Below are 16726 nucleotides of genomic sequence, written 5' to 3'. Positions count from 1 at the left end.
GGCGCATTCGGGATTCTGTGCACGCCCAGCAAGAAGAGAGTTAACGCTAAATGTCCACCCCTTCGAAGATCATCTATACCTTCACCGACGAAGCTCCAGCCCTGGCAACCTATTCGCTTCTTCCCATTGTAGAAGCCTTCGCAGCCTCCGCTGACATCTCCGTCGAAACACGCGACATCTCTCTTGCAGGGCGCATCCTTGCGAGCTTCGCCGATCAGCTGGATGCCGACAAGAAAGTCGAAGATGATCTGGCCAAGCTTGCCGAGCTGACCAACCAGCCCGACGCCAACATCATCAAGCTCCCCAACATCAGCGCCTCCGTTCCACAGCTCAAGGCAGCGATCGCCGAGCTGCAGGCCCTGGGCTACAACATCCCCAACTACCCCGAAGACCCGCAGACCGATGCCGAGAAAGACGCGCGCGCGCGTTACAGCAAGGTGCTCGGTAGCGCCGTGAACCCGGTCCTGCGCGAAGGCAACTCCGACCGCCGCGCGCCGGCCGCCGTGAAAGCCTATGCCCGCAAGCATCCGCACTCCATGGGTAAGTGGAGCAAGGCATCCCAGTCCCACGCCGATTACATGCGCGGCGGCGACTTCTTCTCCAGCGAACAGTCGATCACCATGGAAAAAGCCGGTGACGTGCGTATCGAGTTCGTTGGCAAGGATGGCAAGGTCGAGGTCAAGAAGCAGCTCGCCCTGCAGGAAGGCGAAGTGCTCGATGGCATGTTCATGAGCTGCAAGAAGCTGCGCGCGTTCTTCGAAGACACGCTGCAGGACTGCAAGGAAACCGGCGTCATGTGGTCCCTGCACGTCAAGGCGACCATGATGAAGATCTCCCACCCGATCGTCTTCGGCCATGCCGTGAGCGTTTACTACAAGGACGTCTTCGACAAGTACGGCGATCTGTTCAAGGAGCTGGGCGTCAACCCGAACAACGGCATCAGCAGCGTCTACGACAAGATCAAGTCCCTGCCCGCCTCGCAGCAGGAAGAAATCCTGCATGACATCCACGAGGTCTATAGCCACCGCCCGGAAATGGCGATGGTCGACTCGGTCAAGGGCATCACCAACCTGCACATCCCGAGCGACGTGATCGTCGACGCCTCGATGCCGGCGATGATTCGCAACTCCGGCCAGATGTGGGGCAAGGATGGCAAGCAGAAGGACACCAAGGCGGTGATGCCGGAGAGCACCTACGCCCGCATCTACCAGGAAATGATCAACTTCTGCAAAACCAACGGCGCCTTCGACCCGGTCACCATGGGCAGCGTGCCAAACGTCGGTCTGATGGCGCAGAAGGCTGAGGAATACGGCTCACACGACAAGACCTTCGAAATGCACGCCGACGGCACCATGCGCGTCGTACTGGCCGATGGCACCGTACTGATGCAGCACGAAGTCGAGAAAGGCGATATCTGGCGTGCCTGCCAGACCAAGGACGCGCCGATCCGCGACTGGGTCAAGCTGGCCGTTACCCGCGCCCGCCAGTCCAACACCCCAGCCGTGTTCTGGCTGGACCCGGAGCGTGCCCACGACATGCAGCTGCAGAAGAAGGTCGAAACCTATCTGCAGGAGCACGACCTGAGCGGCCTGGACATTCGCATCATGGGCTACAACGAAGCCATTCGCCTGAGCATGGAGCGCATGATCCGCGGCAAGGACACCATTTCCGTCACCGGCAACGTGCTGCGCGATTACCTGACCGACCTGTTCCCGATCATGGAGCTGGGCACCTCGGCCAAGATGCTGTCCATCGTTCCGCTGATGGCCGGCGGCGGCATGTACGAGACTGGCGCCGGTGGTTCCGCGCCGAAGCACGTGCAGCAGCTGGTCGAAGAAAACTATCTGCGCTGGGATTCGCTGGGTGAGTTCCTCGCCCTGGCGGTTTCGCTGGAGGAGACTGGCATCAAGACTGGCAACGGCAAGGCGAAGATCCTAGGCAAGACCTTGGACCAGGCCACTGGCAAGTTGCTGGACAACAACAAGTCCCCGGCGCGCAAGGTTGGCCAGATCGACAACCGCGGCAGCCACTTCTACCTGGCACTGTACTGGGCGCAGGCTCTGGCCGCGCAGGACGAAGATGCCGAGCTGAAGGCTCACTTCACTCCGCTGGCCAAGACCCTGACCGAGCAGGAAGCGGCCATCGTCGCTGAACTGGCAGCCGTGCAGGGCAAGCCGGTCGACATCGGCGGCTACTACCGCTCCAACCCGGAGCTGACCAGCAAGGTGATGCGCCCCAGCGCCACCTTCAACGCTGCCCTGGCCGCGCTGAACGCCTGAGTCTGCACCTGAGCGTCAATACGAACCCCGGCCTTGCGCCGGGGTTCGTGCTTTCAGCAGCCCAGCTGCTGTTATGATCGCCTCATTTGCGCAAGGCAGCCCCTATGGATTGGCACCCCCACATCACCGTCGCTACCGTAATCGAAGACCAGGGCCGCTTCCTCCTGGTGGAGGAACTCAAGGCAGGCCGACTGGTGCTCAACCAACCCGCCGGCCACCTGGAGGCCAACGAGAACCTGCGCGAGGCCGCCATCCGGGAGACGCTGGAGGAAACGGGCTGGGAGGTCGAGCTCACCGGCCTGGTCGGCATCTACCTGTATACCGCCCCGAGCAACGGCATCACCTATCAGCGCGTGTGCTTTGCCGCCAGGGCCGTGCGTCACGATGCGCAACGATCACTCGACGATGGCATCGTCGCAGCCCGCTGGTTGAGCCGCGAGGAGCTGGCCCAGCAGCCCGAGCGCTGGCGCAGCGAGCTGGTTCCGCGCTGCATCGATGACTACCTGGCCGGGCCGCTGCATCCGCTTGACGTCATTCGCAACTGATCACAACTTCGTCACGCCGGCGCCAGCTGATAGAATTCGCCCCTTTGCAAAGCCCTGGCGTACTTCTATGTCTGTTGCGACCCTCTCCGCTCCGGAAAAAACACGCGTGATCGTCGGCATGTCCGGCGGCGTGGACTCGTCTGTTTCCGCCCTCCTGCTGCTCGAACAGGGCTATCAGGTCGAAGGCCTGTTCATGAAGAACTGGGAAGAGGACGACGGCACGGAGTACTGCACCGCCAAGGAAGACCTGGCCGACGCCCAAGCCGTGTGCGACCGCATCGGCATCAAGCTGCACACCGCCAACTTTGCTGCCGAGTACTGGGACAACGTGTTCGAGCACTTCCTCGCCGAATACAAGGCCGGGCGCACGCCGAACCCGGACATCCTCTGCAACCGGGAAATCAAGTTCAAGGCGTTCCTCGATTACGCCCTGATGCTCGGTGCTGACCTCATCGCCACTGGCCATTACGTGCAGCGACGTGACCGCGATGGCCGCAGCGAACTGCTCAAGGGCCTCGACCCCAACAAGGACCAAAGCTACTTCCTGCATGCCGTCGGAGGCGAGCAACTGGCCAAGACGCTGTTTCCCGTCGGCGAGCTGGAGAAGCCCGAGGTCCGCGCGATTGCAGAGAAGCACGGCCTGGCTACGGCGAAGAAGAAGGACTCCACCGGCATCTGTTTCATTGGCGAACGGCGTTTCAGTGATTTCCTCAAGCAGTACCTGCCCGCCCAACCGGGAAACATCGAAACGGTCGACGGCGAGGTAATTGGCCAGCACCACGGCCTGATGTATCACACCATCGGCCAACGCCAGGGGCTGGGTATCGGCGGTCTCAAGGATGCCTCCGACGAGCCCTGGTATGTGCTGAGCAAGGACCTGCAGCGCAACGTGCTGATCGTTGGCCAGGGCAATGACCACCCGTGGCTGTTCTCCCGCGCGCTGCTGGCTTCCGAGATCTACTGGGTAAACCCCGTGGACCTCAGCGCCCCGCTCAAGCTGACCGCCAAGGTTCGTTATCGCCAGAGCGACCAGGCTTGCACGCTGGAACGGACGCCCGATGGCTATCGCGCCGTGTTCGAAGCGCCGCAACGCGCCGTCACGCCTGGCCAATCAGTGGTGTTCTATGATGGCGAGGTCTGCCTCGGCGGCGGCGTCATCGAACAGGCCGAACCCTGGTTCGAGGGCCGAGCATGAGCAAGCTGGATGAACAACTGATAGCCCTCGGCGCGGTGTTCGAAGCCGCCACGCTGGTCGACCGCATCGCCCGAACCGGCCAGGTGCCGAACGCCGCGCTCGGCTGCATGCTCGGTAGCCTACTGGCGCGCAACCCGCAGACTACACTGGAAATCTACGGCGGCGACGACCTCAATCTGCGAGACGGCTACCGTGCCTTGGTCGGCGCGCTGGAGCGCGACAGCAGCAGCCTGCAGCGCGAACCGTTGCGCTATGCGCTGGCGATGATCGGCCTGGAGCGACAGCTGGACAAACGTGGCGACATGCTGCAAGTCATCGGCAGCCGGCTGGATCAGATCCAGCAGCAGGTCGAGCACTTCGGCCTCACCCATGAAAACGTGGTCGCCTCGTTCGGCGGGCTCTATCAGGACACCCTAAGCACCTTCCGCCAGCGCATCCAGGTTCAGGGCGACATGCGCCACCTGCAGCAGAGCGACAACGCCGCCAAGATTCGCGCCCTGCTGCTCTCCGGCATTCGCTCTGCCCGCCTCTGGCGCCAGCTTGGCGGGCACCGCTGGCAGCTGATCTTCAGCCGGCGCAAGCTGCTCGATGCACTCTATCCTCGACTGCGCTCGACACAGAGCGAAGACCGATAACCGGGGAGAATGGACCGGGATGTGCCGGTACATTCGTGTATAATCTGCGCCCTTTTCGTTGCCCGACTGTCCGAGAATGCCCTCTATGCAGCTTTCCTCGCTCACGGCGGTTTCCCCCGTCGATGGCCGCTACGCCGGCAAAACCAGCTCCCTGCGCCCGATCTTCAGCGAATTCGGCCTGATTCGTTGCCGTGTTCAGGTCGAGGTCCGCTGGCTACAGCGCCTGGCAGCCCACCCGGGCATTCCGGAAGTCGCGCCCTTCTCCGCCGAAGCCAATACGCTGTTGAATCAGCTGGCGGAGAACTTCCAGCTGGAGCACGCCGAGCGTGTCAAGGAGTTCGAGCGCACCACCAACCACGACGTCAAAGCCGTGGAGTACCTGCTCAAGGAGCAGGCCAAGCAGCTGCCTGAATTGGCCAAGGTCAACGAATTCATCCACTTCGCCTGCACCAGCGAAGACATCAACAACCTGTCCCACGCTCTGATGTTGCGCGAAGGCCGCGACACCGTTCTGCTGCCGCTGATGCGCCAGCTCGCCGACGCCATCCGCAGCCTGGCCGTCCAGTTCGCCGACGTGCCGATGCTGTCGCGCACCCACGGTCAGCCGGCCTCCCCGACTACGCTTGGCAAGGAACTGGCCAACGTGGTCTATCGCCTGGAGCGCCAGATCGCTCAGGTAGCTGCCGTGCCGCTGCTGGGCAAGATCAACGGGGCCGTGGGCAACTACAACGCCCATCTGTCCGCCTACCCAGACGTCGACTGGGAAGCCAATGCCCGCGAATTCATCGAGGGTGATCTGGGCCTGTCGTGGAACCCCTACACCACGCAGATCGAGCCGCACGACTACATCGCCGAGCTGTTCGACGCCATCGCGCGCTTCAACACCATCCTCATCGACTTCGATCGCGACGTCTGGGGCTACATCTCCCTCGGTTACTTCAAGCAGAAAACCGTCGCAGGCGAAATCGGCTCCTCGACCATGCCGCACAAGGTCAACCCGATCGACTTCGAGAACTCCGAAGGAAACCTCGGCATTGCCAACGCGCTGTTCCAGCACCTGGCCAGCAAGCTGCCGATTTCCCGCTGGCAGCGCGATCTGACCGACTCCACCGTCCTGCGCAACCTGGGCGTTGGCTTCGCCCACAGCGTCATCGCCTACGAGGCGAGCCTCAAAGGTATCGGCAAACTGGAGCTCAACGCTGCCCGCATCGCCGAAGATCTCGATGCCTGCTGGGAAGTGCTTGCCGAGCCGGTACAGACCGTCATGCGGCGTTATGCCGTGGAGAATGCCTACGAGAAGCTGAAGGATCTGACCCGCGGCAAAGGCATTACGCCTGACGCACTGCAGGCCTTCATCGACGGCCTCGACATCCCGGCCGACGCCAAGGCGGAGCTGCGCAAGCTGACGCCGGCAAGCTACATCGGCAACGCCGCTGCCCAGGCCAAGCGCATCTGATCGATCCCATGCCTGCACGCCCGGCTGTGCCGGGCGTTTTTATTTTCAGCTCTGCCATATAGAGCAAGGTGTTACGCATGACTTCTGATATTCCACTTCAAATTCTGGGCGGCATCAGTGCTCGGGAATTCCTGCGCGATTACTGGCAGAAGAAGCCGCTGCTGATCCGCCAGGCCATCCCGGGTTTCCAGAGCCCGATCTCGCCGGACGAACTGGCCGGCCTCTCCCTCGAAGAGGACGTCGAGTCCCGTCTGGTCATCGAACACGGCGAAAGCCCCTGGGAGCTGCGCCGAGGCCCATTCACCGAGGACACCTATCAGCAGCTGCCGGAGCGTGACTGGACCTTGTTGGTGCAGGCGGTCGACCAGCTCGTGCCGGACGTCGCCGAGCTGATCGAGCATTTCCGCTTTCTGCCCAACTGGCGCATCGACGATGTGATGATCAGCTATGCCGCTCCGGGTGGCGGCGTCGGACCGCACTTCGACAATTACGATGTGTTCCTGCTGCAGGCCCATGGACAGCGCCGCTGGCGCATCGGGCAGATGTGCGACAGCGAAAGCCCGATGCTGGCCCACGGCGACCTGCGCATTCTCGCCGACTTCCAGGGCACCGAAGAATGGGTGCTGGAGCCGGGCGACATGCTCTACCTGCCGCCTCGCCTCGCTCACTTTGGCACCGCCGAGGATGCCTGCATGACGTACTCGGTCGGTTTTCGCGCACCCAGCGCCGCGGAAGTCCTGACCCATTTCACCGACTTCCTCGCGCAATTCCTGCCAGACGAAGAACGCTACAGTGATGCCGATCTACAACCCAGCGATGACCCCTTCCAGATCCAGAGCGATGCACTGGACCGTTTGAAGGCATTGCTTGCCGAGCACATGAGCGACGAACGCCTCCTGCTTACCTGGTTCGGCCAATTCATGACCGAGCCGCGTTATCCGGAGCGTGTCGAGGGCCCGGAACTGAGCGAGGACGAGTTGCTGTCGGCGCTGGAGGACGGCGCGATACTGGTTCGCAACCCCGCGGCCCGGCTGGCCTGGAGCGAGGTGGATATCGGCCTGCTACTGTTCGCCAGTGGCCAGAGCCGCCTGCTTCCCTCTAAGCTGAACGAACTGTTGAAACTGATCTGCTCGGCCGACGCGCTGCATGTCGAAAACGTCGGTCGATGGCTGAGCGACGAGGATGGCCGGGCGCTGCTGTGCGAACTGGTAAAACAAGGAAGTCTGGAGTTTGCTGATGAATAGCGTTCAGGTACGGATCGCCGACTGGCAGCAGGACAACGCCGAACTGCGGCGCATCCGCGAGGCCGTATTCATTGCCGAGCAGGCCGTACCGCCCGAGCAGGAGTGGGACGCCGACGATGCCGAAGCGGTGCACTTCCTTGCACTCGAGGGCGGCTATCCGATCGGCACCGCTCGGCTCCTGGCCGACGGGCAGATTGGCCGCGTGGCGGTGTTGCGCGACTGGCGCGGCATGAACGTCGGCGATGCGCTGATGCGAGCGGTCATTGCCGAAGCCGAGCGCCGCGGCCTGACCGAACAGACTCTGACCGCTCAGGTCCATGCCACCGCGTTTTACGAGCGGCTTGGCTTCAAGGTTGTCAGCGACGAATTTCTTGAAGCCGGCATCCCTCATGTTGAGATGCTCCGCCGGAGCCAGTGAGACGAAATGAACGACGATGCCCCCAAGGAGCGAACCGAACAGGCCGAACTGCCGGCTATCGACTTTCACTCCCCGGGGCGCTTCGCCGTACACAATCCGCCTCCTGATCTGCCCGAGCCCGAAGCCTGGGTCGCGGCTCCCTTCCGCCTTGGACGGGATGTCGAGCTGCAACGATTCGACAAGCCGACTGAAGTACGCCAGCACGCCTTGGCCATGCTGCAGCAGGCGACCCGCGCCCTGTGCATCTACAGCACTGACCTGGAGCCCTGGCTCTATCATCACAGCAGCATTCAGCAGGCCTGCACTCGCCTTCTGCTCGCACACCCTCGCAACCAGCTGCGTATCCTGGTCGCCGACCCAACTCGCGCCGTGAAGGAAGGGCATCGCCTTCTTCAACTCGCGCGCCGGTTGACCAGCAATGTCCATATTCGCAAGCTGCATTCGGATTACCCCGAGCCGAACGGCACCTACCTCCTCGCCGACGACTGCGGGCTGCTGGAGCGCCCCAAGGCCGACCAGTATGCTGGCTACGCCCTGTATCGTGACCCTGCTCGCGTGCGCATACGCCAGGCAGAGTTCGACAAGGCATGGGATCATGGGCAATCGGACGCAAACTTGCGGAGCTTCCTGTTATGAGTCCTCGTATCACGCTGCTGGCCGTCGCGCTCAGCATCTGCCTACCGCTACAGGCGGCAACCGAAGTCATCCAGCTCAACAACCGCATGGGCGAGGAAGTGCTCCCGGTAGCCGAGTCGGTACTGGGCGGCCAGGGCCGAGTCACGGCATATGGCAACCAGCTGATCGTCAACGCACCGGACGCACTGATTCGAGAGCTGCGCCAGGTGGTGGACCAACTGGATGTGGCCCCCAAACGCCTGTTGATCAGCGTCGATACCCAAGACTCGGCTAGCAGCGCGACGGGAGGATATCGGGTAGACGGCTCGGTACGCGCCGGCGACGTGGAGTTCGAAACGGGCCGCGGCGAGATCGGAGGCAGGGACCAGGTTCGCATCATTCGTCGCAGTACCAACAGCCGGGACGGTGGCATTCAGCAGATTCAGGCCAGCGAGGGCTATCCGGCGCTCATTCAGGTTGGCCAGAGTGTTCCGTTGACGACTCAGGGCACCGATGGCTATGGCCAGATCTATCAGCAAACCCAGTATCGTGATGTTCTGCGTGGTTTCTACGCCACCGCCACGGTGCATGGCGATCGCGTGCAGATCAGTATCAGCAGCAGCCGCGACCGACTCGCTCAGGGCCGCAGTGGCGTCGTCGAAGTGCAGAATGCCGATACCCGCATCAGTGGGCGCGTCGGCGAATGGATCACCGTGGGCGGTATCGATGAAAGCGCAAGTTCTGATCAGCGCGGCACGCTGCGTCGCTATTCCACCCAGGGCAGCCAGAACCTTTCGATGCGCCTGAAAGTGGATGTTCTCGACTGAACCACTGCTGACGCGCAGAAGAATGTAGTGGCCTAAAAAAAACACTACAAAACCATTGACGATGAAAAAACAGCGGCGCATTATTGGCCCGCTCCCGCTAACCAGGGGCCCTGGCAAGGGTCTCCGGGGCGTGCTCCAGCCAACCAGCCGAGCCGTTCCGTGACTGTACTGCCCACAAGGCGGACTGACGAGGTTGCGACTGGAACGAGTCGTCCCGAGGGACGGGGTAGCGATTGACGCATCAGCCAGTCTGACCAGCTTCTCGTTGTTGTAGCGCACACGGCAGCCACGCCGGCTGTGGGCGCAGCAACCGGAACCAGCCAGCCCGGCGGTCGTATCCCCCTTCTCCTTGGTTCAATCCTCGTCCCGGTCGATATTTCGACGCTCTGCCGCGTGTTGCCCGCACTGATCAGCGATAGCACGTAGGTTCGGTGGGAAAAAGTCGGTGCTCAACCACACTTATTTTTGAAGGATTGAACATGTCCGCATATCAAGACGACATCAAGGCAGTTGCCGCCCTGAAAGAGCAATACGGCAGCAGCTGGGCCGCCATCAACCCTGAGTCCGTCGCTCGCATGCGCGCCCAGAACCGCTTCAAGACCGGTCTGGAAATCGCTCAGTACACCGCCGACATCATGCGCAAGGACATGGCCGAGTACGACGCCGACTCGTCCGTCTACACGCAATCCCTCGGCTGCTGGCACGGCTTCATCGGTCAGCAGAAGCTGATCTCCATCAAGAAGCACCTGAAGACCACCAACAAGCGTTACCTCTACCTGTCCGGCTGGATGGTTGCTGCTCTGCGCTCCGAGTTCGGCCCGCTGCCGGACCAGTCGATGCACGAGAAGACTGCCGTTTCCGACCTGATCGAAGAGCTGTACACCTTCCTGCGTCAGGCTGACAGCCGTGAGCTGGACCTGCTGTTCACCGCTCTGGACGCTGCTCGTGAGGCCGGCGATTCCGCCAAGGCTGCCGAGATCCAGAGCCAGATCGACAACTACGAAACTCACATCGTACCGATCATCGCCGACATCGACGCTGGCTTCGGTAACCCGGAAGCTACCTACCTGCTGGCCAAGCGCATGATCGAAGCAGGCGCTTGCTGCATCCAGATCGAGAACCAGGTTTCCGACGAGAAGCAGTGCGGCCACCAGGACGGTAAAGTAACCGTTCCGCACGCCGACTTCCTCGCCAAGATCGCTGCCGTTCGTTACGCCTTCCTCGAGCTGGGCATCGACAACGGCGTGATCGTTGCTCGTACCGACTCCCTGGGTGCCGGCCTGACCAAGCAGATCGCCGTGACCAAAGAGCCGGGCGACCTGGGCGACCTGTACAACTCTTTCCTGGATTGCGAAGAAATCTCCGAAGCCGAGCTGGGCAATGGCGACGTCGTAATCAAGCGCGAAGGCAAGCTGCTGCGTCCGAAGCGTCTGCCGTCCAACCTGTTCCAGTTCCGCGCTGGCACCGGCGAAGACCGCTGCGTTCTGGACTGCATCACCTCGCTGCAGAACGGCGCCGACCTGCTGTGGATCGAAACCGAGAAGCCGCACGTTGGCCAGATCAAGGCCATGGTTGACCGCATCCGCGAAGTCATCCCGAACGCCAAGCTGGTCTACAACAACAGCCCGTCCTTCAACTGGACGCTGAACTTCCGTCAGCAGGTGTTCGACGCTTTCGTTGCCGAAGGCAAGGACGTGTCCGCCTACGACCGCGCCAAGCTGATGAGCGTCGAGTACGACGAAACCGAGCTGGCCCAGGTTGCAGACGAGAAGATCCGTACCTTCCAGCGCGACGGTTCGGCTCACGCCGGCATCTTCCACCACCTGATCACCCTGCCGACCTACCACACTGCTGCTCTGTCGACCGACAACCTGGCCAAGGGCTACTTTGCCGACCAGGGCATGCTGGCCTACGTTAAGGGCGTTCAGCGCGAGGAACTGCGTCAGGGTATCGCCTGCGTCAAGCACCAGAACATGGCTGGCTCTGACATCGGCGACAACCACAAGGAGTACTTCGCTGGCGAAGCTGCTCTGAAGGCAAGCGGCAAAGACAACACCATGAACCAGTTCCACTAAGAACAGGTTCGCAGCCGCCCCGGCTGCGGTGTGAAAAAAGCCCTGGCGTGAGCCGGGGCTTTTTTTTGCGACGGATTGAGTGGTGCACGGTTACGCTTCGTCGGCCAGCGCTCCACTGTCATTCTCTTGTCGCATACGAACCTTAGCGTCATGGCTCCGACAACAATCGTTATGGAGCTGCGCCGTGATTACTGAGAACAACGACATTCTGTTCGGCAACGGGGACGAGTTGCCCAGTAACCATTCGACGAATCCGCATATCCAGGATGTGATTTCCCTTGGCCGACGTAAAGTACTCGCGGGTGGCGCAGCCATGGGTGCCCTGGCCTTTCTTGGCGCATCCCTTCCCGGCCTCGCGCAAGCGGCGGAGCCAATGTCCCGCGGGATCAAAGATGTTCCGTTCAAACGTCGTACCCGCCTGCCGTTCGTGCCGGTGGCCGTTACCCGTGCCGACACCATAACCGTGCCGTCAGGCTATACCGCCACCACCTTCATCCCTTGGGGCACGCCGATTACCGGGCGCTATCCGGCCTGGCTGGAAGATGCCAGCAACACGGCTGAAGATCAGGCCCAACAGGTCGGCATGCACCACGACGGAATGCACTTCTTCCCCATGAACGCGAAGCTGGGCGGACGGCAGAGCGACCACGGCTTGCTGGTTCTCAATCACGAGTACATCGATGCACCCCTGCTCCACCGTAACGGTCCGACCGTAGTGGATGGCAAGCGCGTCAACGTCGACGAAGTCCGCAAGGAGATCAACGCACACGGTGTCTCGGTAGTTGAAATCCGCCGAGGTCCACGCGGCGAGTGGTCCGTGCTGCCGACGGCGCGAAACCGCCGCATCACCGGCGCGACACCGATGCGAATCGAAGGCCCGGCGCGCGGCCACGCGTTGATGCGTACCCGCTACAGCCCAAGCGGCACCTCGGCCCGCGGCACCCTCAACAACTGCGCCAACGGATTCACGCCGTGGGGAACCTACCTCACTTGCGAGGAAAACTGGGCCGGCTATTTCGCTACTGGCGACGCCGAGCTTCCGCGTGAGCTCAGCCGCTACGGCGTCCGGGGAGCCGGACGCTATGGATGGGAAACCGTGGCAGGCGATGAATTCGAGCGATTCAATGCGACCCGCATCGCGGCTACTGCCCAAGGCGATTACCGCAACGAGCCAAACACCTTTGGCTGGGTGGTGGAAATCGATCCGTTCGATCCCCATTCGACTCCAATCAAGCACACAGCGCTCGGCCGTTTCGCCCATGAAGGCTTGGTGTTCGCGCCGGTCAAGCCAGGCCGCCCTGTCGTCTGCTATTCAGGCGACGACTCGCAGAACGAGTACATCTACAAGTACGTCAGCCGCGACAAATATCGGCCTCAGCGTAGCGAGGGGCGCCTGCTGGACGATGGCGTCCTCTACGTGGCGCGTTTCAACCCGGATGGCAGTGGCGACTGGCTCGCGCTGGATCATGCCAACCCAGCGTTTCAGCGCGCCTGCAAGGCCGCTGGCGTTCGGTTCGCCGATCAGGGAGAGGTGCTGATCAATACCCGCCTGGCCGCCGATATCGTTGGTGCAACGAAAATGGATCGCCCGGAATGGGGTGCGGTACATCCCGACACGGGTGAGGTGTATTTCACGCTCACCAACAATAGCGGTCGCCAGCAGTCCGATGCGGCCAACCCGCGTTCACCGAATGCGTTCGGCCATATCATTCGCTGGCGCGAAGCGAGCCGGGATTTTGCCGGCACCCGATTCACCTGGGATATCTACCTGCTCGCCGGCCCCGAGGAAAACAGCCGGAGCCCGAAAGGCCGTGCGCTGGACGCCACGAATATCCTGGCCAGCCCCGATGGATTGTGGTTCGACGATGAAGGACGCCTGTGGATCCAGACCGACATGAGCGGTAGCCAGTTGAGCTCCGGTCCGTTTGGCAACAACCAGATGCTGGTTTCCGACCCGAGAACAGGTGAAACCAAGCGTTTCCTGGTCGGCCCGCTGGGTGCCGAGGTGACAGGAATCACGGCAACGCCTGACTTCCGCACGCTGTTCGTGAACATCCAGCATCCGGGTGAGGGTTCGACCTCGACGAACTACACGAGCACTTGGCCAGACGGCGCCGGTCGGCGTCCCCGCTCGGCCACCGTCATCATCACTCGTGAAGATGGTAAGCGCCTGATGTAAACGCCAAGGGGCCTGGCGAGCGCCAGGCCCTCCCCCGCGTCGGCAATCATTGGCCCGGAGGGGGCTCTTCAGGCGAAGTGAACAGCCCCCATGTGGATATGAACAAAGCCGCCACCAGCGGGCCGATCACGAACCCGTTCAAACCGAAAAGCGCCAGACCGCCCAGCGTCGAGATCAGCACGACGTAATCGGGCATCTTGGTGTCTTTGCCCACTAGGATGGGCCTGAGAATGTTGTCCACCAGTCCGATCACCAGCACGCCATAGAGTGTGAGAATCACGCCCTGCCAGATCGCCCCGGTCATCAGAAAGTAGATGGCGACGGGCGTCCAGATCAGTCCGGCCCCCACCGCGGGGAGCAACGACAGAAACGCCATCAACACACCCCAAAGCAGCGCGCCGGATATGCCGAGTACGGCGAAGATGATTCCGCCCAGAGCTCCCTGAGTGACGGCGACCACAATGTTGCCCTTCACCGTCGCACGTACCACACGGGTGAACTTGTTGAAAAGGCGCCTTTTCTGGGCATCGCTGAGCGGAATGGCCTTTCTGATCCGTGCCACCAGCTCTCGACCGTCCCGGATGAAAAAGAACAGCAGATACAACATCACGAAGAAGCTGATCAGGAACTGAAACGTCCCCTGACCGAAGCTGAACGCCTTGGTGGCGAGAAACTGACTGCCCTCGAGCGCACCCGATGCAAGGCGCTCCCGCATGGAGTCCAGATCCCCGAAGCCGAAGCGCTGAAGCTGCAGCTGGACCGATTGAGGTAACAGCTCCCGCAGACCCGATACGAGGCGACCAATGTCCAGCTCGCCGCTCTCTATCTGCTTGTAGAGGGTCGCGCCTTCCTGAACCAGCATGCCCGTAATCAGAATGACAGGTAGCACGGCAACCAGCAGGCAGACCAGCAAGGTAAACAACGCCGTCAGATTGCGGCGTTGACTGAACCGCCGGTAAAGGTAGCGCTGCAAGGGTGCAAAGATGATGGCGAGAATGACCGCCCAGAAAACTGCTCCATAGAACGGCAACAGAATCCAGCCGAACGCCAGGGAAACCACTACCAGCAGCGCGAGGAAGACTTTCTGCTCGAGCGTCGAGTTGACCATTGTTGACCCTGTCGCTGCGTATCGTTCTGTTTAGTCAACGAGCGAGAGCGCGAGTGCGGGCCAGACGACGGATTCGCAACAGGGGCCGTTGTTGTCCGAACGGCCCTTCTCTTCGGTTCAGAGGGTCATCGCTGCCAGCCAGCCGAATGCGAGCAGCGGCAGGTTGTAGTGCAGAAAGGTCGGTACGACGGTATCCCAGATATGGTTATGCTGACCGTCGGCATTCAGACCGGCCGTTGGCCCAAGCGTGGAATCGGATGCAGGGGAACCACCATCGCCGAGCGCGCCGGCTGTGCCAACGAGACTCACGATCGCCAAGGGGCTGAAGCCCAGCTCGACGCCAAGCGGCACGAAAATGGCGGCGATGATTGGCACGGTCGAAAAAGAAGAGCCGATGCCAATCGTGACGAGCAAACCGACCAGAAGCATCAACAGGGCGCCGATGGCCTTGCTGTTGCCGATCCACGCGGTGGATGCGTCTACCAGCAGTTTCACCTCACCGGTTTCACGCATCACTTCAGCGAAACCAGCGGCGGCAATCATGATGAAGCCGATCATGGCCATCATTTTCATGCCGTCGGTAAACAGGTCATCCGCTTCTCGCCAACGCACCACACCGGAGACCGAGAAGATCACGAACCCTGCAAGTGCGCCGAGAATCATCGAGTCCAGCCACAGCTGAATAATGAACGCCGCAGCAACGGCAATGCCTGCCACCACCAAGGTCAGTGGGCTGTAACGTACCGAACTGGGCTCCACCTGCTCGATGCGAGCAAGGTCATATTCACGCGGCTTGCGGTAGCTATAGAAGGCGATCGCCAGCCCCGACAACATGCCCAAAGCTGGGATCAGCATCGCCTGGGTGACCTTGATGCCGGTTACATCCACACCGCTTTTGGCAACGTTGGCCAGCAGAATCTCATTGAGGAAGATGTTGCCGAACCCAACCGGAAGAAACATGTAAGGAGTGATCAGCCCGAACGCGAGCACGCAGGCAATCAGGCGCCGGTCGATCTTCATCTTCGACAGTACGAAAAGTAACGGCGGAACCAGCAACGGAATAAACGCAATATGAATCGGCAGGATGTTCTGGGACGAGATAGCTACCGCCAGCAGAAGTGCGACCATCATCCACTTCACCGCGCCGGTGCCCTGGCCGCCTTGCTTTCCGACCAAAGCCAGAGCCTTGTCGGCAAGCGCGTGGGCCAGACCGCTCTTGCCGATGGCTACGGCGAACGCACCAAGCAGGGCATATGACAACGCCACTGTCGCTCCACCACCCAGGCCCTTGTTGAAAGCGGCGAGGCTGCCTTCGATACCCAACCCGCCAATCAACCCACCGGCCATGGCCCCGGCAATAAGTGCAACGACCACGTGCACGCGGCAAAGGCTCAAGACCAGCATGATGCCGACCGCCGCAACAACTGCGTTCATTTCAAATCTCCGTATAAACGACCAAGTCGCGTAGAAAAGCGCCGCACTCTGCAGCAACTGCGCAGAACTGTCAAAATCGGAACGGCACATTCAGGACGAATGAGCGCATTCTGAGTTGTCAGTAGCCGTTCCCTATCGCTAGCTCGGCGTTAGCGGTACCAGCTTTTACTGAGCAGATAAAACCCAACGCGATGATCACTCACCACGGTATTCACAACCGCTTGTGCAGGTCTCGTGAATGCGGACGCGGGAAAGCTCTGGAAGCAGCGGCTTCAGCTCGTTCCAGATCCATTTCGCCAGGTTCTCGCTGGTGGGGTTTTCCAGACCGGGAATGTCGTTCAGATAGTTGTGATCCAAACGCTCGTAGAGCGGTTTGAAGATGGATTTCAGCTCACCGAAATCCCGAATCCAACCAGTATGTGGATCCACTGGCCCACTTATATACAAGGCAACACGGAAGGAGTGGCCATGCAGCCGCCCGCATTTGTGTCCTTGCGGTACGTGCGGCAAACGGTGCGCCGACTCGAATGTGAATTCTTTGAATATTTCCACTGTATGCACTCGTGATCTGATCGCGACGAAGCGCGCAATTTTACGCGTTTTGCCCGCGTGATTCATGCACAGAGGTTGCTACGCAGGGCAATCACCGCCAAAGAGAGCAGCTGCGGTAATTTGTCGGCATCAAAAAATCGGTGATCCTGCCGCTTTTCCGCGCT

At 61.2% G+C, this 16726-nt stretch carries 14 protein-coding genes; 11 read left to right on the top strand and 3 right to left on the bottom strand.

Annotated features, from left to right (window positions below):
- The first annotated feature begins 50 nt into the window (after window positions 1-50).
- From VF716_RS04085 to VF716_RS04035, 11 genes are all read left to right on the top strand, one after another.
- Entirely contained in the window at window positions 51-2279 is a 2229-nt protein-coding gene (locus tag VF716_RS04085) for an NADP-dependent isocitrate dehydrogenase (protein WP_095460163.1), read from the top strand.
- A gap of 104 nt (window positions 2280-2383) precedes the next feature.
- A complete protein-coding gene (locus VF716_RS04080) occupies window positions 2384-2824 on the top strand; it encodes an NUDIX hydrolase (protein WP_283258692.1) in 441 nt (146 codons plus the stop codon).
- Window positions 2825-2891: 67 nt separating this feature from the next.
- Complete coding sequence (gene mnmA / locus VF716_RS04075; RefSeq protein WP_440551914.1) at window positions 2892-4019, top strand: tRNA 2-thiouridine(34) synthase MnmA; 1128 nt, start codon at window positions 2892-2894, stop codon at window positions 4017-4019.
- Window positions 4016-4654: a high frequency lysogenization protein HflD gene (gene hflD, locus VF716_RS04070; protein WP_011913430.1), complete on the top strand. Its 639-nt coding sequence runs from the start codon at window positions 4016-4018 to the stop codon at window positions 4652-4654. Before mnmA ends, hflD begins: the two co-directional genes overlap by 4 nt.
- Window positions 4655-4739: 85 nt before the next feature.
- Window positions 4740-6110 carry an adenylosuccinate lyase gene (gene purB, locus VF716_RS04065; RefSeq protein WP_279641924.1) on the top strand — a complete coding sequence of 457 codons (1371 nt, stop codon included), beginning with the start codon at window positions 4740-4742 and terminating at the stop codon, window positions 6108-6110.
- 77 nt (window positions 6111-6187) lie between these two features.
- Window positions 6188-7354, top strand: coding sequence for a ribosomal protein uL16 3-hydroxylase (locus tag VF716_RS04060; RefSeq protein ID WP_011913432.1), 1167 nt, complete (start codon window positions 6188-6190; stop codon window positions 7352-7354).
- Window positions 7347-7772, top strand: coding sequence for a GNAT family N-acetyltransferase (locus VF716_RS04055; RefSeq protein ID WP_013982947.1), 426 nt, complete (start codon window positions 7347-7349; stop codon window positions 7770-7772). Before VF716_RS04060 ends, VF716_RS04055 begins: the two co-directional genes overlap by 8 nt.
- 6 nt (window positions 7773-7778) lie before the next feature.
- Window positions 7779-8408: a hypothetical protein gene (locus VF716_RS04050; protein ID WP_014596826.1), complete on the top strand. Its 630-nt coding sequence runs from the start codon at window positions 7779-7781 to the stop codon at window positions 8406-8408.
- The gene (locus VF716_RS04045) at window positions 8405-9214 is read left to right on the top strand and encodes a secretin N-terminal domain-containing protein (RefSeq protein ID WP_108241692.1); all 810 of its coding nucleotides are present in this window, start codon (window positions 8405-8407) and stop codon (window positions 9212-9214) included. The genes VF716_RS04050 and VF716_RS04045 overlap by 4 nt, the downstream gene beginning before the upstream one ends.
- A gap of 479 nt (window positions 9215-9693) precedes the next feature.
- The gene (locus tag VF716_RS04040; protein ID WP_108241691.1) at window positions 9694-11289 is read left to right on the top strand and encodes an isocitrate lyase; all 1596 of its coding nucleotides are present in this window, start codon (window positions 9694-9696) and stop codon (window positions 11287-11289) included.
- A 184-nt stretch (window positions 11290-11473) separates the two neighbouring features.
- Window positions 11474-13468, top strand: a complete 1995-nt coding sequence (locus VF716_RS04035; protein ID WP_053527637.1) for a PhoX family protein — start codon at window positions 11474-11476, stop codon at window positions 13466-13468.
- A 46-nt stretch (window positions 13469-13514) separates the two neighbouring features.
- Here the strand turns inward: VF716_RS04035 and VF716_RS04030 are convergent, their stop codons facing one another.
- The 3 genes from VF716_RS04030 to queD form a co-directional block, all read right to left on the bottom strand.
- A complete protein-coding gene (locus VF716_RS04030; RefSeq protein ID WP_017243949.1) occupies window positions 13515-14576 on the bottom strand; it encodes an AI-2E family transporter in 1062 nt (353 codons plus the stop codon).
- Window positions 14577-14693: 117 nt separating this feature from the next.
- A complete protein-coding gene (locus tag VF716_RS04025) occupies window positions 14694-16010 on the bottom strand; it encodes a Na+/H+ antiporter family protein (protein ID WP_053527638.1) in 1317 nt (438 codons plus the stop codon).
- Window positions 16011-16205: 195 nt separating this feature from the next.
- Window positions 16206-16562: a 6-carboxytetrahydropterin synthase QueD gene (queD, locus tag VF716_RS04020; protein WP_026006452.1), complete on the bottom strand. Its 357-nt coding sequence runs from the start codon at window positions 16560-16562 to the stop codon at window positions 16206-16208.
- Between the last annotated feature and the right edge of the window lie 164 nt (window positions 16563-16726).

The organism is Stutzerimonas sp. Brlt_14 (assembly GCF_051948915.1).
In the GTDB taxonomy this organism is placed as follows: domain Bacteria; phylum Pseudomonadota; class Gammaproteobacteria; order Pseudomonadales; family Pseudomonadaceae; genus Stutzerimonas; species Stutzerimonas stutzeri.
The sequence above is the reverse complement of the archived record's forward strand: the minus strand, read 5'-3'. Positions and strand labels throughout refer to the sequence as shown.

Bases quoted from the DNA above. Each gene is read 5' to 3' on its own strand.
- VF716_RS04085 (WP_095460163.1), top strand. From the start codon at position 51: ATGTCCACCCCTTCGAAGATCATCTATACCTTCACCGACGAAGCTCCA.
- purB (WP_279641924.1), top strand. From the start codon at position 4,740: ATGCAGCTTTCCTCGCTCACGGCGGTTTCCCCCGTCGATGGCCGCTAC.
- VF716_RS04050 (WP_014596826.1), top strand. From the start codon at position 7,779: ATGAACGACGATGCCCCCAAGGAGCGAACCGAACAGGCCGAACTGCCG.
- VF716_RS04030 (WP_017243949.1), bottom strand. From the start codon at position 14,576: ATGGTCAACTCGACGCTCGAGCAGAAAGTCTTCCTCGCGCTGCTGGTA.
- VF716_RS04080 (WP_283258692.1), top strand. From the start codon at position 2,384: ATGGATTGGCACCCCCACATCACCGTCGCTACCGTAATCGAAGACCAG.
- VF716_RS04040 (WP_108241691.1), top strand. From the start codon at position 9,694: ATGTCCGCATATCAAGACGACATCAAGGCAGTTGCCGCCCTGAAAGAG.
- VF716_RS04045 (WP_108241692.1), top strand. From the start codon at position 8,405: ATGAGTCCTCGTATCACGCTGCTGGCCGTCGCGCTCAGCATCTGCCTA.
- VF716_RS04060 (WP_011913432.1), top strand. From the start codon at position 6,188: ATGACTTCTGATATTCCACTTCAAATTCTGGGCGGCATCAGTGCTCGG.
- VF716_RS04055 (WP_013982947.1), top strand. From the start codon at position 7,347: ATGAATAGCGTTCAGGTACGGATCGCCGACTGGCAGCAGGACAACGCC.
- VF716_RS04025 (WP_053527638.1), bottom strand. From the start codon at position 16,010: ATGAACGCAGTTGTTGCGGCGGTCGGCATCATGCTGGTCTTGAGCCTT.
- mnmA (WP_440551914.1), top strand. From the start codon at position 2,892: ATGTCTGTTGCGACCCTCTCCGCTCCGGAAAAAACACGCGTGATCGTC.
- hflD (WP_011913430.1), top strand. From the start codon at position 4,016: ATGAGCAAGCTGGATGAACAACTGATAGCCCTCGGCGCGGTGTTCGAA.